Annotated in this window: 21 protein-coding genes; 15 read left to right on the top strand and 6 right to left on the bottom strand. The window is 42.0% G+C overall.

Translation table 11 applies throughout. The features are described from left to right. The first annotated feature begins 115 nt into the window (after positions 1-115). From N780_RS03520 to N780_RS03510, 3 genes are all read left to right on the top strand, one after another. Entirely contained in the window at positions 116-1,771 is a 1,656-nt protein-coding gene (locus N780_RS03520) for an ABC1 kinase family protein (protein ID WP_036780724.1), read from the top strand. Continuing rightward, a complete protein-coding gene (locus tag N780_RS03515) occupies positions 1,764-2,081 on the top strand; it encodes a phasin family protein (protein ID WP_036780141.1) in 318 nt (105 codons plus the stop codon). The genes N780_RS03520 and N780_RS03515 overlap by 8 nt, the downstream gene beginning before the upstream one ends. A 155-nt stretch (positions 2,082-2,236) precedes the next feature. Beyond that, positions 2,237-2,638, top strand: coding sequence for an IS3 family transposase (locus N780_RS03510; protein ID WP_036780138.1), 402 nt, complete (start codon positions 2,237-2,239; stop codon positions 2,636-2,638). A gap of 68 nt (positions 2,639-2,706) precedes the next feature. Here the strand turns inward: N780_RS03510 and N780_RS03505 are convergent, their stop codons facing one another. Further along, a complete protein-coding gene (locus N780_RS03505) occupies positions 2,707-3,567 on the bottom strand; it encodes an STAS domain-containing protein (RefSeq protein WP_036780135.1) in 861 nt (286 codons plus the stop codon). 190 nt (positions 3,568-3,757) lie between these two features. On the opposite strand from N780_RS03505, the gene coxB reads away from it, so the two are divergent. The 6 genes from coxB (at position 3,758) to N780_RS03475 (ending at position 11,306) form a co-directional block, all read left to right on the top strand. After that, positions 3,758-4,462 carry a cytochrome c oxidase subunit II gene (gene coxB, locus N780_RS03500; RefSeq protein WP_052114866.1) on the top strand — a complete coding sequence of 235 codons (705 nt, stop codon included), beginning with the start codon at positions 3,758-3,760 and terminating at the stop codon, positions 4,460-4,462. A gap of 12 nt (positions 4,463-4,474) precedes the next feature. Continuing rightward, entirely contained in the window at positions 4,475-6,403 is a 1,929-nt protein-coding gene (gene ctaD, locus N780_RS03495; protein ID WP_084599309.1) for a cytochrome c oxidase subunit I, read from the top strand. Continuing rightward, positions 6,390-6,959 (top strand): cytochrome c oxidase subunit 3, encoded by a 570-nt coding sequence (locus N780_RS03490; protein ID WP_052114865.1) that lies wholly within the window; start codon positions 6,390-6,392, stop codon positions 6,957-6,959. Before ctaD ends, N780_RS03490 begins: the two co-directional genes overlap by 14 nt. 261 nt (positions 6,960-7,220) lie before the next feature. Beyond that, a complete protein-coding gene (locus N780_RS03485; protein WP_036780130.1) occupies positions 7,221-8,639 on the top strand; it encodes a Na+/H+ antiporter NhaC family protein in 1,419 nt (472 codons plus the stop codon). A 19-nt stretch (positions 8,640-8,658) separates the two neighbouring features. Further along, positions 8,659-9,903, top strand: coding sequence for an NAD(P)/FAD-dependent oxidoreductase (locus tag N780_RS03480; RefSeq protein WP_052114864.1), 1,245 nt, complete (start codon positions 8,659-8,661; stop codon positions 9,901-9,903). 128 nt (positions 9,904-10,031) lie between these two features. Further along, positions 10,032-11,306 (top strand): ammonium transporter, encoded by a 1,275-nt coding sequence (locus tag N780_RS03475; protein ID WP_232299483.1) that lies wholly within the window; start codon positions 10,032-10,034, stop codon positions 11,304-11,306. A gap of 431 nt (positions 11,307-11,737) precedes the next feature. Here the strand turns inward: N780_RS03475 and N780_RS03470 are convergent, their stop codons facing one another. Beyond that, positions 11,738-12,481 carry a YwaF family protein gene (locus N780_RS03470; RefSeq protein ID WP_036780128.1) on the bottom strand — a complete coding sequence of 248 codons (744 nt, stop codon included), beginning with the start codon at positions 12,479-12,481 and terminating at the stop codon, positions 11,738-11,740. Between the two features lie 425 nt (positions 12,482-12,906). On the opposite strand from N780_RS03470, the gene N780_RS03465 reads away from it, so the two are divergent. The 5 genes from N780_RS03465 to N780_RS03445 all read left to right on the top strand — a co-directional run bounded on the left by N780_RS03465 (position 12,907) and on the right by N780_RS03445 (position 17,589). Continuing rightward, a complete protein-coding gene (locus N780_RS03465) occupies positions 12,907-14,247 on the top strand; it encodes a sodium-dependent transporter (protein ID WP_036780716.1) in 1,341 nt (446 codons plus the stop codon). 12 nt (positions 14,248-14,259) lie between these two features. Beyond that, the gene (locus tag N780_RS03460) at positions 14,260-14,706 is read left to right on the top strand and encodes a GNAT family N-acetyltransferase (protein ID WP_036780126.1); all 447 of its coding nucleotides are present in this window, start codon (positions 14,260-14,262) and stop codon (positions 14,704-14,706) included. A 455-nt stretch (positions 14,707-15,161) separates the two neighbouring features. Beyond that, positions 15,162-16,502, top strand: coding sequence for an IS4 family transposase (locus tag N780_RS03455; RefSeq protein ID WP_084599305.1), 1,341 nt, complete (start codon positions 15,162-15,164; stop codon positions 16,500-16,502). Between the two features lie 417 nt (positions 16,503-16,919). After that, positions 16,920-17,201 (top strand): YwdI family protein, encoded by a 282-nt coding sequence (locus N780_RS03450; RefSeq protein ID WP_036780121.1) that lies wholly within the window; start codon positions 16,920-16,922, stop codon positions 17,199-17,201. Positions 17,202-17,223: 22 nt separating this feature from the next. Then, the gene (locus N780_RS03445; RefSeq protein WP_036780117.1) at positions 17,224-17,589 is read left to right on the top strand and encodes a DUF423 domain-containing protein; all 366 of its coding nucleotides are present in this window, start codon (positions 17,224-17,226) and stop codon (positions 17,587-17,589) included. On the opposite strand, the gene N780_RS03440 is transcribed toward N780_RS03445, so the two are convergent. The 3 genes from N780_RS03440 to hemQ form a co-directional block, all read right to left on the bottom strand. Further along, positions 17,586-17,834 (bottom strand): hypothetical protein, encoded by a 249-nt coding sequence (locus N780_RS03440; protein WP_036780115.1) that lies wholly within the window; start codon positions 17,832-17,834, stop codon positions 17,586-17,588. The two genes, N780_RS03445 and N780_RS03440, sit on opposite strands and share 4 nt — an antisense overlap. A gap of 139 nt (positions 17,835-17,973) precedes the next feature. Continuing rightward, the gene (gerQ, locus tag N780_RS03435; RefSeq protein ID WP_084599303.1) at positions 17,974-18,456 is read right to left on the bottom strand and encodes a spore coat protein GerQ; all 483 of its coding nucleotides are present in this window, start codon (positions 18,454-18,456) and stop codon (positions 17,974-17,976) included. A gap of 436 nt (positions 18,457-18,892) precedes the next feature. Continuing rightward, positions 18,893-19,636 (bottom strand): hydrogen peroxide-dependent heme synthase, encoded by a 744-nt coding sequence (gene hemQ, locus N780_RS03430; RefSeq protein ID WP_036780113.1) that lies wholly within the window; start codon positions 19,634-19,636, stop codon positions 18,893-18,895. A 230-nt stretch (positions 19,637-19,866) separates the two neighbouring features. Here hemQ and pta point away from each other — a divergent pair, with 230 nt between their 5' ends. Beyond that, complete coding sequence (gene pta / locus N780_RS03425) at positions 19,867-20,838, top strand: phosphate acetyltransferase (RefSeq protein ID WP_036780111.1); 972 nt, start codon at positions 19,867-19,869, stop codon at positions 20,836-20,838. A gap of 428 nt (positions 20,839-21,266) precedes the next feature. Here pta and N780_RS03420 read toward each other — a convergent pair whose 3' ends face one another. Further along, entirely contained in the window at positions 21,267-22,109 is an 843-nt protein-coding gene (locus N780_RS03420; RefSeq protein WP_036780109.1) for a lipoate--protein ligase family protein, read from the bottom strand. Positions 22,110-22,241: the final 132 nt, after the last annotated feature.

Raw genomic sequence — 22,241 nt, 5'->3', positions numbered from 1 at the left:
TCCCATGGTCTCTTTTCACCATACCAAAATACATACAATACCCCAAACATGAGGGTTGTGAGTGCTGAAAAAGGGTACAAATACAATAGAGAGATGAGAGGGGGAAGGGTTGCAGTTGAGGTATAATGCACTTTATCGAATTACTATTATCGTAGCAATGGCTATAAAATTTTTCTGGCAGATCTTTTGGTTCCAACGTTTTCATCGTATTTGGGACGAACGAACAAGGAATAAATGGCAAGAACTTCTGGTGAAACAAGCAAAAGAATATAGAAAGAAGGCGCTAATGCTTGAGGGGTTGCTTATTAAATTTGGGCAATTCTTAAGTACACGTGCCGATCTACTCCCTCCAGTGTTTTTGAAAGAATTAGAAGGGCTGGTCGACAGGGTTGAGCCCGTTCCGTTTGAAAAATCGAAAGCAATATTGGAGCGAGAATGGGGAGGGGACGTTTCCAAGCACCTCCAGGAAATCGGAGATGAACCCGTAGCATCAGCTTCCATTGGTGAAGTTTATAAAGGTAAGCTCCATAATGGTCAGGATGTGGCTGTGAAGATCCAACGATACCGTGTGGAGAAGATCTTCCATACCGACTTTAAGGCACTTCGGATCGTATTCTGGTTACTCGGCCGCTTAACCTCCATTGGAAAGAAAGCGGATCTTGGCGCATTATACCGTGAACTCGTATACGTTATGGGGAAAGAGCTCGATTTCACCGAAGAATTAAAGCATTCCCTATACTTTAAAAAGCGTTTCTCTGGATTTAAAGGAGTTTATGTCCCTGATTATCATGAAGATCTATCAACCAGACGTGTTCTTGTGATGGAATGGATTGAAGGAGTAAAGATTACAGACGAATCATTCATACAGGAAAACAATTTAAAGCGTGAAGATTTGGCGAAGCGAGTATTTGATTTGTTTGTCGAGCAACTCGTCTCTGATGGCATGTTTCATGCGGACCCTCACTCAGGAAACTTAATGGTACGTTCTGATGGCACCATTGTTATGATTGATTTCGGTATGGTTGGTGAAATTAGTAAAGAAGATGCTAGTTACATTCGGATGATTATACAAGGGTTTATCATGGATGATTACGATAAGGTCATCGGTGCCTTAGAAGATATGGATTTCTTACTCCCATATGCAAATCGTCAGAAGGTGAAACGACTCTTAAAAGAAACAGCTGATATGTATTTGCAGGGTGACTTTGAGAAATTTGATCAGGAAGCGTTAAATCAAATTATGAAGGACCTCCAAGAGTTTGTGAAAGAACAACCTATACAAATGCCAGCAGACTACGCGTTTCTCGGTAGAGCAGCATCCATCGTGATTGGAGTTTTAACGACAGTATATCCGGATATCGATTTAATGAAGTGGGGAAAACCTGTTATTAAGCAGTGGGTGTCTGGTGGAGAATCAGACGCAAGCCTGTATAAGGAAGTAATAAAAGATACAGCCAAGCCCCTTCTTTCCTTACCAAAAAGCTTAAACGAATACTTAACAGATGCACCAAGGCAACGAGCTTTTGAAGAAAGGAAGCAACAGAGGCAGATGTTTCATCATTACTACTTCTTTTATGCGTTCCTATCCTTCTTCTTGTTTATAGGTGGAGGAGGGTTTGCTTTATATAGCTTAGAGAACCTTGCATCCCTGTACATGTATATCGGTTTTATAACAGGAGCAACGGGCCTTGCTGCCTTTATATTAGTAGCAAGTGTCCATTTTAGAACCATTAAGATTACGACAAAAGATAGGAGGAATAAGGGTGAGTGATTTACTACGCAAAGGGTTTTTAATCGGGATTGGTGCCGCTTTAAATGGAAAAGAGAAAGTGGAAAAAGTGTATAACGAGATGGTGGAAAAAGGGCAAATGAGTCCAACAGAAGCTAAAGAAGCCATTCGTGAATTTCGTGAAAAAGGTGAAGCACAAAACGAAAAGTGGAATGCTCAAACAGAAGCCTACTTTCGTGAGCAAATTCGTGATCTTGGCTTCGTGACGAAAGAAGAATACCATGCACTTGAGGAACGTGTACAGAAGTTAGAGCAACTGCATGAATCATCAACTGATACAGGTGAAGAATAAAGAAACTTTAACTGAAGGATTATGGTATGAAGACAAAAAGCTCATCCAATTTTGGTTGGGCTTTTTGTAGTTTATTAGATAGGTACACTTTTAAAAAATAAAGTTTTTTAGATAAACTATTATGTAATTAAAAATAGTTGAAAGAAGGTATGATGGTGGCACCAAAAAATGAAAAACTTAATAAAACGCCTCAGGAGATTGATGCAGATATAGAGGGAGCATACTTACAGAAAATTAGAAGTATGGGTTCAGATAACTCAATCTTATCGAAAAGAGAAAGAGCACAAGTTGTTCATGAGCTAAATTGCGAATATCAGTTTCCAATAAATCGCTTAATAAAGGTGGCGGGGTTGTCACGTAGCACGTATTATTATACAAGGTCGAAGATGAATGAGCCTGATCCTGACTTTGAGTTAAAAGAGCTCACCTCTTCTATTTACTATGAATATGAAGGCTGTTATGGATATCGACGTATTCAAAAAGAGCTAGAAAACAGAGGCCACAAGGTCAATCACAAGAAAGTATATCGAATTATGAAAGAGCTAGGGTTTAGTTAAATGGTTTAATACATGAATACAACCATCCCATTAAGACATCGGAGTCAAAAGGGATGGTTGTTTATGTTTTAAGAAAGTTTTGTAGTTTGATTGTAAAGCATAGACACGGCTTGTTTTAACGTAGCCTTTGTAGTAACATCTTCTTTTGTTTTAGATACAAGCCCCATTTGAACGGCCCGCATGCTCAAGTCCGGACGCATGCCGGTTAAGATCGGCTTAAGACCCAAGATCTCAAGAGAAGTGAGTAATTTTTCTAAGTGACTCATGAAAAGGTCATCCACTTTGTAAACTCCTGACAAGTCAATAACAAGCCAATCAATATCAAGCTCATTCGACTCCCTTAATGTTTCCTCAATGATCACATTGGCGCGCTTCTCATCGATTTCTCCAATGATAGGTAATATGGCCACATGATCCATAATCGGCACAATAGGGGTCGATAACTTCAAATATTTTTCTTCATAATCATTTACTTTTCGTTGTTCGGCCTTAGAAAAAGCCAGTGTAAATCCATGCACAATGTAATTAAATAACAAATCAATGCGATTCACAATCTCCATTAGCTGTTTGAAAGATTCGTTTCTCCCACGCGTCTGGTTCTCTACAAAAGTCCAGATGGCCTCTTTGTATAGGCTTAGCTTCGAGATATAGTCAGATAAGACACCATCACGTTGGCTGACCTTTTCACCGATCCTTTCCCCGAGATCTGTCGCACGTTGAATAGAATCCCCCTTCTCAACGATGTTCTCTCCAATCATGTTAACGAGTTTGTTTAAAAAAGTGATCAGTTCTTCATGTTCCTTATCTTCTAATCCGCCATATTCTTTTGGGTAATGTTTTTCTAGTAAATGTAGAATATCGGAAGCAACTGAAGATGAGTGAGCTTGCAATTGTGCTTGAAAGAAAGAGTAGTAATTTGATTGAGTCATAGTACTTCAATCCTCCATTTAAGTTCCATTTTCTAAAAATCATTATAATCATTAAAGGAAAAGAAGTAAATCTATGATGCCTTTTAAATTTCAGGAAGTTTTATACATTTATGTAATCTTTAGTTTGATTGAGTAAGGAGAGGGTTATAGAGTAAGAAATCACCATCTGTTCTAAAAGTGAGGGGAATCTATGAAGAAAATCAAATGGCTAGTGGCTTCATTATTCATCTTTTTAACAGGGTGCAATTTAAGAGTGTTGGATCCTAAGAGTGAAACAGCGCGTGATCAATCTTTTCTTATCCAGTTTAGTTTTGCTCTAATGATGATTGTATTTGCAATCGTTATCATACTGTTTGTTTGGTTTTTATCGAAATACCGTGAAAATGATCAAAACAAAGATTACATACCTGCTGACGAAAAGGGGAGTCCGTGGCTCGAAATTACATGGACCGTCATCCCTTTTATTTTGTTAGCTATTTTGGCTGTTCCGACAGTATCCATAACCTTTGAGCAGTCAGCTCAAGTAGAGTCCACGCCAGCTAATGCAGTCCAAATTGAAGTGACAGGCCAACAGTTTAGTTGGACCTTCTCCTATCAAAATGGAGTAGAAACAGTAAATAATCTTCGTTTGCCTGTAGACCGACCTGTAGAGTTTACCCTGCGCTCAGAAGATATTATTCATTCCTTTTGGATACCAAAGCTTGGAGGGAAGAAGGATCTCATACCAGGGAAGACAAGGCGAATGATTGTAACTCCTGAAGAAACCGGAACTTATCAAGGGAAATGTGCGGAGTTTTGTGGACGTGAACATACGAAGATGAGGTTTACGACAACCGTTATGGAAGAATCAGAGTACGAACAGTGGTTACAGGAAATGAAGGAGAAAATTGAGTAAAGGGTGGGTTAGATGACATTTGAGCTTTTCAATCGGACGTTCTTTATAGCGACGGACGTTTTATTAGCGTATATAGCACTCATAGGCACCGGTTTAGGAGTGTTATATTTAGTAAATCGAGCGAATAAATGGTCTGTGATTAAAGATTATGTGACAACCACTCACCACCGAAAGATCGGTGTACTTTATTTGCTTTCGGCGACGCTTTTCTTCTTAAGAGCAGGAATAGAAGCATTGATTATCCGTACACAACTGGCTGTGCCTGAAAATGATTTCTGGGTGTTTCAAGGGGATAAATTCAATGAGGCATTCACTACTCATGGAACGATCATGATCTTTTTTGTAGCGATGCCTCTTTTGATTGGACTCATGAACGTAGCTGTTCCTCTCCAAATTGGAGCCCAGGATATGGCCTTTCCTTATATGAATGCGCTAAGTTTTTGGCTGTTTCTGGCTGGGGCGATCCTAGTTAACATGAGCTTCTTCATGACAGCTTCGCCAAACGCTGGTTGGACAGCCTATGCCCCTTTATCTACTGCTGAATTCACACCAGAAGCGGGGAATGATTACTACATATTCGGCTTACAGGTGTCAGGGGTTGGGACGATTTTAGCTGCAATCAATATGATTGTGACGATTGTCCGTCACCGTGCACCAGGCATGAAGATGACCCGAATGCCCCTATTCGCATGGTCGACTCTTGTAACAGCATTTCTAATTCTTATTGCTTTCCCAGTACTAACAATTGCGCTTTATATCTTAATGTTTGACCGATTATTTGGCACCTCCTTTTTCTCAGGAGAGGCAGGTTCGCCGATATATTGGCAACATTTATTCTGGATTTTTGGTCATCCGGAGGTATATATCATCGTTATACCCGCATTTGGAATATTCTCTGATGTTATTTCTACATTCTCAAAGAAGCGAGTGTTTGGCTATACGTCTATGGTTGTCGCAATCGTCATCATCGGGTTACTTGGTTTCATGGTATGGGTGCACCATATGTTCACGGTGGGGCTTGGTCCGGTAGTGAATACCGTTTTTGCGATTACAACAATGCTCATTGCTGTGCCTACAGGCATCAAGATCTTTAACTGGCTCTTTACAATGCGAAAAGGTGTTATTCATTTAGGGACACCCATGCTCTTTGCGGCCGGTTTCATACCTACGTTCGTCATAGGTGGTGTCACTGGGGTTATGCTAGCGGTGGCTGCAGCAGACTTTCAGTTTCATGATACTTACTTTGTCGTAGCTCATTTTCATTACACCATGGTTGGGGGTACTGTTCTTGGAGCTTTTGCTGGAATTTATTATTGGTTCCCAAAAATGTTTGGATTTAAGTTGAAGGACGGACTGGGAAAAGCTCATTTCTGGTTATTCTTAATTGGCTTTCATATCACCTTCTTCCCACAGCATTTTGCCGGACTGAATGGAATGCCTCGAAGAGTGTATACGTATACAGCTGAAGACAATATCTTTATCTTTAATTTCATTAGTACAATTGGAGCTTTTATGATGGGGATTGGTACCTTGTTCTTCGTCTGGAATATCTATAAAAGCTTTAAAAATCCGGACAGATGCGGAAATGACCCTTGGAATGGACGGACGCTTGAGTGGAGTGTACCATCTCCTGCTCCAGAGCATCCGTTTGACCCAATGCCACAGGTGACAACAATCGATCCGCTCTGGGAAGCGAAGCGAAACCGAGGTGGCAAGCTACCGGTCGCAAACACATCCAGATCAGCCCCAATTGATGTTACATCCTGGCAACCTGTGGGCTTCTCTGGTCTGATCATGCTATTCTCATTGTCATTCATCTATCACGTAACGTGGCTCCAAATCGTATTAGGTATTATGGTGCTAGCATTTTTTGCACTTCGCACATTAACAGATGAACACACCAAAATGGCGAGAGAGGGGGAGGATCATGACAACATATAAGAGTGATCGATTCGGTGACAAACAGTTAGGGTTTGCCCTATATTTAATCGGTGAACTCATTATGTTTGCTACATTGTTTGCTACCTACTTTCTGTTCACACCCTCTGCTATAAACCCGACTCCAAGTGAAACATTTGAACTTCGAACGGTGGTGATCACATCTATATGTCTCCTTAGTAGCAGTGCAACCATTCACTACGCGGAGAAAGCATTTGAAAAGGGGAAAGAAAAAGGAGTTTGGATTGGGTTAATATCGACACTGATCTTAGCCACGGCTTTCATGGGATTTGAAATACACGAATTTTATAAATACGCTTCAGAAGGCTACACACTGACGGAAAACCTATTCTTATCTTCCTTTTACATCCTGGTAGGCCTCCACGCTGCCCATGTTTTATTTGGAATAGGATGGATGGCCTTACTCTGCTATCACTACCCACGCATACCCAATGCAATTTACGGGCAAAAGCAAAAAATATTCACCTACTACTGGCACTTCGTTGATGTCATTTGGGTATTCATTATTACATTTGTGTACGGACCATATCTATTCTAGCAACAATGGTTACACAAGGTATAAATGGGTATTTTTATATGCAGAATAAGTTAAGAAATGCTTACACATCAAGGATTTTGTCGAAAAGTTACACGTGAAACAATAGTGAGAATTTTAACTATATTCCTTAAATAAACCTTCAAGGACGTTAACGTTTTTGAAGGTTTTTTTGTGGTTCAGTCGATCGCTAGTGAATTCAAGCATAAAATAACGTCTTTCTCACATGCTATGAACAGCAATTCTAGAAATGAGGAGAAGCGTATGAACTGGTTTTCAATTATTCCTTTTATTGTCGTAGTCATAACAGCAATTGCTACAAAACAAGTCATCCCAAGTTTATTCTTTGGGGTTGTCGTTGCTGGCTACCTCGTTACCCCTGATTGGTTAGGTGGTATGACGCAGGCGCTGGAATTTGTTATTAAAGGCTTGTCTGATCCGAACAATTTAAAGATTATTATCTTTCTCTATGCTTTTTCTGGACTGATAGGGTTAGTCCGAATCTCAGGTGGCATTAAGGGATTTGTGCAAACGGCAACAGAAAAAATTTCAGGTCGTAAAGGCGCTTTCGCCCTTACATGGTTGTCGGCGCTTGGAACGTTCAGTGCTCCGAGCTTTCGTATCGTAACCATTGCTCCAGTTATGAAGGCAATGGTGAAGAAATTACCGATGACAAAACAAGAACTCGGATTTGTTATTGAAACAACGGCCTCCCCTTTTGTCGTTCTTGTGCCTGTAGCAACGGCTTTTGTGGGCTACATGTCTTCTGTTATTGGTTTATCAATGGACCAAAACGGGATAGAAGGGGATCCGTACATGTATTTCTTAAGAAGTATTCCCTATAATTTCTTCGCCATTTCTATGATTCTTATTGGGTTTTACTTAAGCTTCTTTCATAAGAGCAAAAAGCAAGCTACAGATGCAGAAAATAAAGCTTCCGAACAACAGGGAAAAGAGGACGATGATCAGTGGGAAGATTGTCATCCATCTGTATCAAAAGACCTTCCTTCTAACTATTGGCATCTAATCCTTCCGTTAGTTAGTGTTATTATCTTTACATTTTTCTTCATGTACATGCTCGGTGTAAAAAAGGAAGGAGCTGAAGGGTTTGAAGCTTTAATAAATGCCAGTGTGTTAGATGCAATGGTGTTAGCCGTAGTAATCTCCATTGCCTGGTTCATTATTTATTTGAAAATAAGGTCCTATCCTCTAAGGAAGCAAATGAATGAGCTTGTCACAGGTGGGAATGAGATGATGAGCGTAATCCTCTTGTTAGCTATGGTCTGGGGGCTAAGTAAAGGATCAGAAGCCCTTAACTTCGCTCAAACCATCTCTCAGTCTCTTCAATGGATACCGGCTTCTTTCGTTGCAGTGCTCGTCTTCCTGATTGGATGCGCGCTGTCTTATTTTATCGGTTCTTCTTGGGGAACGTGGGGGATTTTAATGCCTGTAGGAGTTTCGATTGCTACTGTCAGTGGGAGTTCATTGCCAATCGTAATCGGAGCCGTGTTTGCAAGTGGTACATTCGGAGCTTTTTCTTCCCCTCTTAGTGACAATACCAACACAACAGCAGGCATTTTGAACTTAAACGCTGTGCGCTATGCGAAGTTCAAGTTTAAGCCAGCGGCCATGGCGGCAGGGGTAGCAGCGGTTCTGTATTTAGCTCTACCATTTTTCTTATAACAACTTGGAGGCTAAGGAAATGAATTTAAAATCCGGGTCATTATTGTGGATGGATACGTTAAAACAAGCGAAATCATACCCAAGGATCACCGAGAATATGACTTGTGATGTGGTTGTAGTTGGAGGTGGTGTTTCTGGTGCGATCATATCCCGGGAACTTGTTGAAGCTGGTATTGATACGATTGTTGTAGAGAAGCGGAAGGTGGGCCATGGTTCTACATCGGCTAATACAGGGCTCCTTCAGTTTTCGAATGATAAGCCCCTGACGTCTTGTATTGAAACCTATGGAGAGGAACATGGGCTTCGCTACTACCAACTTTGCTTGGCGGGGATAGACAAAGTCGAGGCTTTAGCTCGAGAATGTACAATAGATCCAGAATTTATAAGGCGCGATAGTTTATACTATGCTTCTTCTGAGCAGGATCTCTCTTTACTTCAAACAGAATACAAAACGTTAGATAAATATGGTTTCTGTGTGGACTATTTGGAACGCTCAGATTTAGAACGTTCCTTTTCCTTCTCTAAACCTGGGGCTATATATTCGAAAGGTGATGCTGAAGTGAATCCTTTTAAGTTAACTGTAGGTCTCATGGAGGCAAGTGCTAAGAAAGGTCTTCGAGTCTTTGAAGAGACAGAGGTGGTAGATCACCATGAAGAAGAGGAAGAGGTTACACTCCTTGTGAAAGGGGATTATACGATTCGCACCAAGTTTGTTGTCTATGCGACGGGCTATGAAGCTCAGCAAATGAAGCGTAACCGGAACGCAATATTGGAGACCACTTTTGCTATTGCGACAGAACCTGTAACTCACTTTCCGGGTTGGAAAGATCGCTGTTTAATTTGGGAAACAGCTCGGCCATACTTATATGCCCGGACCACAAAAGACAATCGCATCATAATAGGTGGGTTGGACGAAGCTTATGTAACGAAAGACAAGAGGGAGCGTCAACTCGTATCGAAACGCGATCAACTTCTAAGGTCACTTCTTTCTCTCTTTCCTGATTTAGAAGGGACTCATGTTGACTATTATTGGGGAGCGGTTTTTGGAAGTACTCATGATGGTTTTCCGATTATTGGCCCACAACCTGAGTTCCCTCGTAGCTTCTTCGCTTTAAACTACGGAGGTAATGGGACGATGTATTGCACCATTGCAGCAGACCTGATTAGGGACTTTATCGTAAAAGGGGAGCACCCGGATGCGCCTATTTTTTCAAATTTTCGCTTACCGATCAAATCCAATAAAATCAACAATGGAAACGCTTAACTAACTGCGGTTATATCGAGCGTTTCTTATTTTTTTGTTTAAATTGTTGACAATTATCTGAAAACTTGTAATATTATATACAAGATAATGTTAGGAAACCTAACATAAAATGTTAAGGAGGAGTTACAGTGAGTGAATTAGGTATGATGAACAGTTTATGGACGATGGTATCTGCTGTTTTGGTCATTTTAATGATTGGTGGTTTTATTCTTTTAGAAGCAGGTTCAACCCGTATGAAAAACGCTGGCCATATTGCTGGAAAAACGATTTTTACATTCGGAATTTCATCTTTGGTCTTTTGGGCAGTTGGATATGGAATGATCTTTGGGGAAGGCAACGCATTTGTAGGCCTATCGAACTTCTTTTATGGTGGAACGATTGATGCCGGGGGAGATTTAGCTGAAACAGTCTTCTTCGTATTCCAGCTAGCATTTGCAGGAATTGCTTTAACGATTGCATTCGGAGGATTTGCAGAACGTGCAAAGCTATCATCTTATATTTGGTTCGCTGTATTATTCTCTGTTTTTATTTATCCAGTTGTAGCGCATTGGATCTGGGGAGGAGGCTGGTTATCTGAACACGGTAAGCAGGATTTCGCAGGATCTACCGTTGTTCACCTAACAGGTGCGATGGCAGCTCTTGCAGCCACGATGATCTTGAAGCCTCGAAGTGGGAAGTACAATAAAGACGGAAGCGTGAATGAAATCGAAGGTCACAACCAGGTCTATACTTCACTCGCTGTACTCCTTTTATGGGTCGGTTGGTTCGGTTTCAATGCAGGTAGTACGGTATCGGTTGATGGGGCATTCTTTGGATATGTTGCACTAAATACTCAATTAGCTGCAGCGGCAGGGGCGGTTGCTGCAATGTTTATTACAATGATCGTCACGAAGAAAGCGCAAATTACAACGATGCTTAACGGTGCACTTGCTGGTCTTGTTGCTATTACCGCATCTTGTGCCTTTGTAGCTCCTTGGGCGGCTGTTGTCATCGGTCTTATTGCGGGTGTAATTGTACACTATAGCATGTCCTTCTTTGAGAAGAAGCAGATTGACGATCCAATCTTCGCTCTATCTGTACACGGCGTAGCTGGTATTTGGGGAACTCTTTCAACTGGTTTCTTCGCCACTCCAGAACTTGCCGCTGCCAATGGCGGTCGAGCAGGACTATTATATGGTGGAGGGTTTGAACAATTAGGTGTTCAGGCTTTAGGTGTAGGAGCTAGTGGGCTATATGCCTTCGTTGTCTCCTTTGTCTTCCTTAAAATTATTCAAAAAGCATTGGGCGGCATGCGTGTATCAAAAGAAGAAGAACTTCTTGGTCTTGATATGAGTGAGCACGGAAGCTACGGATATCCAGAAGTCTTTTCTAGAACACCACAAAAACAGCAGCAAACAAGTTAATAAACACACATCAAAAAACCGCCTGGGATCCTCCTCCCAGGCGGTTTTATTTGGGTATTACACCATTTTTGTTACATAGTCCTTCTACTATAGATTAATGAGGCAGCTCTTTGTCTTCTTTATGTAGTATGTTTCCGTCTCTCAAAACGGAAAAGGAGGGCCTGGAAGCTGCGAGACTCCCGTGGGCAGATGAGCCAGTCTAGTTCCGGCGTGGAGGACCTAGCGTGATAAGTCATCTTTTTTACAAAGGCTAGTCGCCTTTTTCAAAAAGCTGTCTTATCCGTACGGTCCTAGGCACCACGCCTGCACTTTTCAATCTAGGGGAGACCCCGGAAAGCGCGTAGCGATTGAAGAGGCTCCCCAGCTCGCCGCGGAAAGCGAGTGATTTCCCGGACCACCCTGCGCTCAATCAGGCTAACGGATACATTCTCTCATTCAGCAAGAGCTTCTTTAAAAGGATTCTTCCTAGATTGGGTCACGCGATAAACACAATATAATAGAAGAAAAACGGAAAAAGTGAGTAGCTCTAAATTAATATAATACCAAACCCCTGATCCTAATAAGTCCAACGGTGTCTCCGCTGTCGGGGCGCTTGAAAGGAATAGATAATTCGATCCAATCTCTCTATTAACAAAGAATATAACAATAGCGTACAGGTTTAGCACTCCGAAGGTTCCTAATAGCGAGCGGAATGTAATGGTAACATTTGATGTTAGGATTAAGAACAAGCTTGCCCAAGAGATCGCCATGTGATGAGAGAAAAATTTCAGAAAGCGATAATGAGGAAAAGCATTTGGTAGTTCTGGTGTGAGAAGAGCCAGAAACGCTGGTATAATGCCTATAAAGAAATTAAATTGTATGAGGGCTTTGTTCCTTGTTATAAGAGCAATCATAGCTAATATGGAGGCCACTCCGCACAAATGCAATGGTACGAATTCTCTTGTGCTCCAAATATCATTTGAAATAGCAAATATCTGATAAGTAAGTTCTGAAAGTAGTAATATGGTAAATAATGTCCATCTAATAAATGTCGTGTAACGCGTGGAGCGTTTGAATAGACGGTAACTCAATATGAGTGTTAGGAGGCCTGCGAAGAAAAGGCTAAGAATGATAATATGACTTGTCATCAGTGGCTCAAACGGCTGATGGACTTCATTGCTAAACCAACGCCCCATAGCTTCTCTCCTCTCTGATTGGGATTTTCACCATTTTATCACAAGGAGAAGTTGTGGGCAGTATAGTGATTTCAGGAAAGGGGAAAATAGGTGAAGAACAAAGTGAACTGTTTTCAGTGTAGGCATTTTTATACGACATGGAACCCCGCTTTTCCGAGGGGGTGTAAAGCGTACGGGTTCAAGACGAAAGAAATCCCCTCTATTCTTGTAGAGAAGACGACCGGCTCCCCGTGTAGAGCTTTTCAAAAGAAAGCTGTCCAATCCTCATCGCACCAGTCTTCAAATTCGAGCTTTGATATTCGTCTGTAAAATGTAAATGATTTGAAATGTCTGAAAGTATATCGCTAATCCTTGAGATTTGTGATATAGTTTTCCGTATTTCAGAGAAAAAGAGAGAGAAAATGAGTGAAGGGAGTTCTTTGTTTATGGCAAGAGAGAAATGGCAGTCCAAACTAGGGTTTATGCTAGCTGCCATGGGATCGGCGGTCGGACTGGGTAATATATGGCGCTTTTCTTATGTAGCAGGTGAGAATGGGGGAGGTGCCTTTCTTTTATTATATTTAGCATTTGTGCTGCTGATCGGGATTCCGGTTCTATTGTCTGAATTTAGTATCGGAAGACAGGCCCAAAGTGATGTGGTTGGTTCCTATCAAAAATTAGCACCTAAAAAGCCTTGGTTTATTCAAGGGTATATGGGTTTAATTTGTTCGTTTCTCATACTAGGCTTTTATAGCGTGGTAGCGGGTTGGTCTCTTTATTATTTTTGGAATTATCTAAATACTTCATTCTTTACAGCGCCTAGTGGCGGCTATGAGGCAGCCTTTGGTACTTTTATAACGAATCCTATATCTCCATTGTTTTGGCATGGTTTGTTTATGGCCATCACGATTCTTGTTGTATTAACAGGAGTGAAGGATGGAATCGAACGCGCTAGTAAAATCTTTATGCCGACGCTAGCGGTGTTGTTGGTCTTGCTAGCTGTTTATAGCGTTACACTAGAAGGTGCTGGTGAGGGTTTGAAATTCTTATTCCAGCCTAACTGGTCCATTCTTGAAGACCCTTCCGTCTATTTAGCTGCGTTAGGTCAAGCGTTCTTCTCCTTAAGTCTTGGTATGGGAGGAATGTTGACGTACGGAAGTTACTTGTCAAAAGATGAGTCGCTGCCCTCAGCAACCGTAGGAATCGGTTTAATGGATACATTCTTTGCCATTATCGCGGGCGTTGTGATCTTCCCGGCCGTGTTTGCATTTAATATATCACCTGAATCTGGGCCGAACCTCGTCTTTATTACGCTTCCAAGTGTATTTGAACAGATGCCGTTTGGTGGGGTTGTGGGCCTTGTCTTCTTCTTCCTCCTTTGTTTAGCGGCTTTATCATCATCTATTTCAATCTTGGAAGTTCCTGTCGCTTACTTTATGCGAAAGTTTGGTTGGGGACGTACGTTCTCCAGTGCCGTTCTTGGTGCGCTTATGTATCTCCTCGGAGTTGCAGCGTCTCTTGGTATGGGGAGATGGTCTGACGTTACACTTATCGGTGATCGAGATATTATGGGCTCAATGGAGTTTGTGGCTTCGGATGTCTTCCTGCCGCTTGGTGGCTTAATCATCGCGTTATTCGTTGGTTGGCACTGGTCAAAGGCGGAGGCTTTTGAGGCAACAGATATGGCTTCTGCAGGTCCTATTCGACACATTTGGCGTTTTCTAGTAAAATTTGTAGCGCCCGTTTGTATTGCGATTATCTTCTTATCGTCTGTCGGGATCCTGTAATGAGGTGATGAAGTGATCGAACGTTTACAGAACAACCTCCCTGATGTAGCGAAAGAGATTATTGAGCTGCAGAAAAGGAGTTATCCCATTGAGGCGAGGCTTCTTGGAGTTAAGAAGCTGCCTCCGATGGCAGACACAGCCGAGCAAATCGAGAATACGAATGAGATGTTTTTCGGTTATCGAGAAGAGAATAGACTCTTAGGAGTTATCGGCTGTGAAGAATTACGTGAAGTGAATGTCCTAGCCAGGCTAGCAGTCCATCCTGATTATTTGCAACAAGGAATCGCTTCTAGATTGCTTGAACATTTACTTGAAGAAGTGCCACTACCATTAGAGGTCATGACTGGGAGAAGTAACACCCCCGCCATTGAATTATATGAGAAATATGGATTTCACTATGAAGGTGACTCTGTCATGACAGAAGAAGGCATCGAATTAGTAAGGTTAGTGAAAACGTAAGAAATGGAGGAACCGTTCGAAGCCGAGCGGTTTCTTTTTTGTGGGGAGGGGTTGTGACTTAGGGAGGTAGAACACTAGCTCATAGAAGAGCGATCGATTCAAAAAATAAATTCGACCTCTCATGCCAACACTCCCGTATTTCCCCGGAAATATGACAAAATATCTCATCATGAGGGTCCGTTACGTTTATAGTGCTTGGGCTTGCCCGGGTACAACGCGCTTTCTCCCAGCAGTCTAGCAGTCCTGGAGCAAGCCCTGGCGTTATATAGGTTAACGGCCCTGCGATCACATCAAGTAATCTTGTTTCCCCTTATATGACGTGTTTCCGTTCATCCTAATATGGCAAAGGTGGGCCTGGAAACTGCGCATAGCCGTCAAGCTAAGCTGAACGATTTCGTAATCCCTCATCTAAACGTTATCCTTCCATGAAGAAATTTCTATGGAAGGATGATTTTATGATGCTTAACAAACAGATTAAAACCATGGCTAAAGTCATATTTAATACTTTCAATCCAGAATTCGTTAAGGGAGTAGCCCAAGAAACCGGTTTTCAGCAACGTACAGGAAAGCTAAAACCCGAGGCCTTTTTAGTTCTTTGTACGCTTCTTAAAAACTCAATCGGAAAGAATAGTTTACCGAACTTATGTAGTGCGATTGGCTATCAATTCAAAACGTCCATTTCCAAACAAGCGCTGAATGAACGGTTTAACGCAAAAGCCGTTTCTTTCTTAAAAAAGATGTACCACCAGCTATCTGATCAACAAGAAGGCATTCCATCTCTTATCGAAAAGCATGCCTTATTCTCGCGTATTCGAATTATGGATGCGACATCTTTCCGTCTTCCAAAAGACTATGAAGATTATCCCGGAATTCAAGGCAATGGTGTAAAAGTGCAGTTGGAATATGAGTATCTCGAAGGAAAATTCTTGTACCATTCAGTTGATCCAGAAACCAGAAGCGATAAAGACGCGGCTCGTGAACTTATTAAATCGGAGAGATTGGGAGATTTAATTTTAAGGGATTTAGGGTTTTATTCGGCAAGTATTATTAATGAAATTTTCAAGAGTGAAGCTTCTTTAATTACTCGAGTACCAAGTCAAACCAAGTTTTGGACAGGGAATCCAAATGAAGGATGGACTCAAATTAAGCCTGAAGAAGACTTAAAAGATGAAGAGCCGGGGGAAATCGTGGATTATGGCTTCATAAAAGTCGGTGGTGATAAGCGCAGTTCTGTTATGGCGCGCGTAGTGGCGCAAAAACTTACCGCGGACCAGCGTAAAAGCCGGGACAGGGCTCTGAAATTAAAAAGGCAGAAAGGCCACCAGACCCTTTCTGCCCAAGAAAGAAACAATATCCAAATTCTTGTGACCAATATAACACAAGAAAATTTAGAGGCTCAAGACCTCTATCCTTTGTATACCCTGAGATGGCAAATTGAAATCTTATTTAAAACATGGAAGTCATTATTTGAGGTGGATGAGGTCCGGAAGATGAAGCAAGAGCGTTTTGAATGCCACTTATATGGAACGTTAATCGAAATTCTTCTTTCGTCTATGTTGGCGTTTCAATGTCGGTTATATCTGTATAGAGATTATCAACTAGAGGCTAGTGAATACAAATGTATTGATTTGGCTAAAGAAGCACTTCCTCACCTGATTACAGCCGTTCAAACGGGCAAAGAAAATCTGATAACTATCTTAGAAATTCTATATGAAAACGCCAGGAAGCATGGGAAGAAAGATCACAGGAAAAGCCACGTAAGTCCGTTTGATGTTTTAGGTATCCCGTACAAGTAGCTTTATGACCAGTTTTTTTAGGTTATTGACGCAGGATTTATATTCATAAATAAAACTGTAAAATTTTTGAACAAGATCTTATAATGATGCTTCTATTGAGAGAGTCATCCATTAGCTTGACGGCTATGGGAAACTGCGAGACTCCCGTGGGCAGAAGAGCCTAGGTGAGACCCCGGAAGCCGGCGTGCCGGCTGAGGAGGCTCACCAGCTCCCCACAGGAAAGCGAGTGGTTTCCAGGCCCACCTTACACCACACTATCATTAACGGAAACATTCTCTGAGTTTCGAGCCTAGATTTTATTAGAGGTACGTTGGAGAATTTGTGACAGGTAGAGAGAATAAAAGGAATCCGTGTTATACTTTTTGAGAGAAACAAGCACATAATAACTAGAAATAGAACGTGCAAGGAGGCAACGGTATGTCCGTTTCATATGATCAAATTTTACAGAAAATGATGAAAGAGGTTCAGGAAGCAAGCCTTGGACAACGAAATCCAGAGAAAGTTAAAGAACATGTTCGAGCGGTTAAGCTGCTTAGTGATTTAATATTAGATGAACAAGGGACTGCTTCTTACACACAAGCACCCCCGCAACCATACGTACAACCACAAAGAACGGTGGAGTCACCAAAGGCTGCGCCGAAACCAGAACCAGAAATAGATCATGAAGAGGCGAACGGGAGCTCGTTATTTGATTTTTAATAGGAAATAGGGGGAGAGGAACATGAAAGTTTTTTTACTTTTAGGTGTCATTAACGGATTTCTTGCAGTAGCGCTAGGGGCCTTTGGAGCTCATGGCCTTGAGGGTCGGATTTCGGAGAAAATGATTAAGACATGGGAGAAGGCAGTTAACTATCAAATGTTCCATACGATGGCATTGTTAGTCGTTGGTCTCTTATTTACCAAAGTTACCGGAAATATTGCTTCTGCTGGATGGGCTTTCTTTATAGGGATTCTATTGTTTTCCGGTAGTTTGTACATTTATAGTGTATCCTCCATTAAATTATTCGCCATGATTACACCATTCGGAGGCGTTGCCTTCTTAGTCGGCTGGGTCATTCTTGGTTACGCTGTTATCCGCTACATTTAAAAATAGAGGATTGTTGAGAATAGTAAAATGATGGCTGCCCGTAAAGCTTGCTCAATGAATACGGCTGTATTTCTTTGAGCGAAATGGGCCATTCCTTCAAATACAAAACTAAAGGCAAGCGTGTAAAACATCAACAAGGTTAAAATGGACCACCCATCTTTCATAAGAGAAATGATGCCTATAAAAATGGCTAAGGCAAGCATCAAATATTGAAGCTGGGCGAACTTTTGAGACGGATGTTTCATAGTAAACGCTCCTTTTTCGTTTAGTAGAAAATGCGGCTGACCCTATGCAGGGTCAGCCGTTTTTGTGTGCAATGTCCTAAACGAGACGAATTCGTGCAACGTTGCTAATAGGGTCAGGGCTATATTCCACCTTCGCTTTTTACCTTGGTCTGTTACTCGAATTTCCGCCGAATGGGTAGGCGTAGTTGATTTCTTCCGGGAATGTAATGTAGTCAAGATAGACCATTAGCAGTAAGTATCGCATGCCGGTTTCTGGATCACTTATAATGATATGGTCGCGCCCAGCTGCTTCTATGATTCCTTTAAAGATTTTGGCGTTCCAGTTGTCATTGTTCTCAAAAGTCATATATACGGTTGCTTGCTTGCCTTTATTTAATCGTAGAATGTTCTCGATATAGGATTCCTCTTCAAGTGGCAAGTTCCCACCATTTTGTGAAGGGGGGAGCTGCTGACCACTTTGCCCGCCTGGCTGTTGAGGCATTTGTCCCATACCCATCTGATTTTGGTAATAGGGGTACATCATCGGCTGTCCTCCTTGCATCCCTTGCATAGGGTAGCCTCCATACGAGCCTTGCCCCCCTTGACCTGAACCATAATAACCGCCTTGCTTTTGATTAGCCATGTAAGCCTGCACTCCTTTCAGTGATTAATATCATTCACACGACCCCCGTTGGTAGAAAAGATTTTATGAATTGCTTCAAATCCCCCTGACGTTTACACACCAATCTGTCGTTCCTGTTCACTTTTTCGGGTCGCCTGTGAGGAACAACGGTCGTAAACTTACTTGTTTCAAAAGCATATGAAGTAAGCGTATGACTAGACGTGAGGATTTGTTTCTTGTGATCTGAAAATCTCACAATCCTCTTAGAAACATGTTTATGTAATGAAGAAGATAGATATGAACAAAAGAATGGGGGTCGGAGAGAGTCGTATGTGGCTATAGGAGCGAGTTTCTTGAGCTGGATTGGCCTCACGCCTCCGGGCATTCTAGTGTAAATAAAAAACGATCCTGAAAAGTGTTATTGAACACTTTTCAGGATCGTTTGAGGAGAAGGTTACTAAACGGCTAAGAACGATTCGATCTCGTCTTGTTTCAGGAGATTTCCTACATAGAAGGAACCGAACTCTCCGTAACGAGCGCTTACTTCGTCAAAGCGCATTTCATATACAAGTTTTTTAAATTGAAGAACATCGTGGGCAAATAAGGTTACGCCCCATTCCCAATCGTCGAAACCGACTGAACCCGTTATGATTTGGCGGACTTTTCCTGCATACTTCCGACCAATCATGCCGTGAGAATACATAAGTTTTCCGCGGTCTTCCATAGGAAGCATGTACCAGTTGTCGTCGCCTTCACGACGCTTGTCCATTGGATAGAAGCAAATGTACTCCCATTTTGGAAGAATTGGCTTCAAGCGTGCTTGGATTTCAGGGTCGGTTTCAGGGTCTTTTCCTCGTGCCATATAAGTGGATAGTTCCACGACGGATACGTAAGAATAAGAAGGAACTGTATATTCGGCTAGTTTTGTTTTATTAAATTCCGTTTCAATCGCATTTAATTCTTCCATTGTTGGGCGTAAGATCATTAAGATGAAATCAGCTTTTTGGCCCACAACGGTGTAAAGAGCGTGACTTCCTTCTTTATTCTGTTCCGTTTGGTTCCACTTCTCTAAAAGTTGGTGGAATTCATGGATAGCAGACTCTCGCTCGTCGCTTGATGCGTGCTTCCAAGACGTCCAATCAATAGAACGAAGGTCATGTAAACAATACCAACCGTCTAAGGTTTCAACTGCTTCTGGCATGGACACTCTCTCCTTTATATAAATGAGTTCATGATTTTTTCTTCCGTTTTTTACTATAACATAACTTCTTTACAATATGGAAACGCTGAAGATAGCAGGTGTGAGGGATTGGGTGAAAGAGTGTATTCGTCTGAAAATAAAGAAATTTTAATATGGTTTCCTCTTTTCTTTCAATTGCACACAAAAAGATTTATCATATAGTACAGATATGAACTTGGAGGGATAACATTATGAGTAACCTGTTCGACACTTTACGAGATAAATTATCAAATACAACGAAGCGTATCGTGCTTCCAGAGGGTTCTGATGAGCGTATTTTAGAAGCGGCATCTAAGCTCGCTCAAGAAGGTGCTGTTACACCTGTACTAGTAGGTAACCCTGATGAATTGAAACAGAAGGCTTCAGATTTAAACTTGGATCTTGGAAGTGCTGACATTTTAGATCCAAATAATTATAGTGAATTTGACGCAATGGTAGCGAGCTTCGTTGAACGTCGTAAAGGAAAAGCGACAGAAGAGAAAGCGCGCGAAATTCTTAAAGATGAAAATTACTTCGGTACAATGCTTGTTTACATGGGAGAAGCAGACGGCCTAGTAAGTGGCGCGGCTCATTCAACTGCAGACACAGTACGCCCAGCTCTCCAGATTATTAAAACAAAACCAGGCATCAAGAAAACATCTGGTATCTTCATTATGGTAAAAGACGAAGAGAAGTACGCTTTCGCAGATTGTGCAATCAATATCTCACCTGACAGCCAGGACCTAGCAGAGATCGCTCTAGCAAGTGCGGACACAGCGAAACTGTTCGATATCGACCCACGTGTTGCAATGCTTAGCTTCTCAACAAAAGGTTCTGCCCAATCTCCAGAAACGGAAAAAGTGACAGAAGCTGTGAAGATCGCAAAAGAACAAAACCCTGAGCTTGCACTTGATGGAGAATTCCAATTCGACGCTGCATTCGTTCCATCTGTAGCAGAGAAGAAAGCACCAGGTTCTGAGCTTAACGGAGACGCGAATGTATTCGTATTCCCAAGCCTAGAAGCAGGAAACATCGGTTACAAAATCGCACAACGCATGGGCGGATTCGACGCAGTTGGCCCAGTTCTTCAAGGGCTAAACCAACCCGTAAACGACCTATCCCGCGGCTGTAGCGCTGATGATGTGTACAAGCTTTCCCTGATCACAGCAGCACAGTCTCTATAATTTAATATTCATTACTAAAGAAGGAAGTCAAATTGGCTTCCTTTTTTTATTTGTTTAGGAAGGTTCGTTACGGTAAAAGTACTCCAGCCAGCCCACCTCATAAATATATGACCCAGAATGATAGAGCGCTCCCGCTTCATATAGGTTGTTTCCGTTTTTCTCGTTTGGCAAAGGTGGTCCTGGAAAATGCGAGACTCCCGTGGAAAAACGGGCTTCCGAGATCCCGCAGAGAGCGTAGCGAACGAGGAAGATCGGGATATAAAAGAAGAAGTTCAACTAAGACCGTCACGTCCTGTGACAACGTCGAACGACCCCACATCGTGTGGGGCCACAGGAAAGCGAGTGTTTTCCAGGACCACCTTTCACTCTACCTTGGAACGGAAACGCACCAATCCCCCAAATTTGAAACAGAAAAGCACTGCGAGCCCTTATTTAAGGGAGCGCAGTGCTTTCTCGTTACGGGCAACCATTTGATCAAACCGTTTATCAAACCAGCCCATCTCAGTATCATCTAACGGACTTGTATCCACGTGTCCGCTTAAGTTATAGAGAAGGTACAGAATTCGATTTCGTACATCCTGAACGGTAAGCTCTTTCCCAAATAATTCGGATAAAGAAGCCATCGTTTCAGGTTCAATAGTAGGGTAATCAAATGTGGTCTCTTGATCGCTTATGCCAATTTCATAAAACTGACGAATCAGTTCTGCCCGATCAGAACCGCTTCCTTCTACACATAAATAAATCTGGACAGCGCTGCCGTTTTTGACACGTCTTTGAGAGATGCCAGCAAATTTCTTACCATTAATACTTAAATCATACGTACCAGGGCAGTAAGAGCCTTTAATTTCAAAAGCTTCAATCGGAAATCCCTCTTCTTCAAATAGCTTCTGAATAAACGAAACCATAGCTTCATAACCGTCGTGAATATCAACCTGCTTCGCATCTGGGAAAATAAAGGATAGGTTAAGAACCCCTGCATCAAGTGCAACAGCTAAACCGCCAGAATTTCTCACAATCGCTTGGTACCCTCTTTCACTTAAGAAGCTCAATCCTTCGTCAATGGAAGGAAGGCGAGCATCAGGAATCCCCAACACAACCGTTTGGTGATGCACCCACAAACGAGCCGTCACCGGCGAACGCCCCTGACCAACACTCATCGCTAACGCATCATCTGTTGCAAACGACTGAAGCGCAGAAAAAGTCGGCCCGAGCTCACTTTGATCTATAAATCGATAGGAGTTGGTTTGTAGTAGTTCATGAATCTCTTGCATGATCGGTCTCCTTTACGTGCTAAACTAACAGACCTATTATACCAAAAATCCACCCACATGCATCATCAAGAATAGGACAGTCATCGAGAGAATGTTTCCGTTAGCTATGACCTGAGCGTAGGTGGTTCGGGA

The organism is Pontibacillus chungwhensis BH030062 (assembly GCF_000770675.1).
Taxonomy (GTDB): domain Bacteria; phylum Bacillota; class Bacilli; order Bacillales; family BH030062; genus Pontibacillus; species Pontibacillus chungwhensis.
The sequence above is the reverse complement of the archived record's forward strand: the minus strand, read 5'-3'. Positions and strand labels throughout refer to the sequence as shown.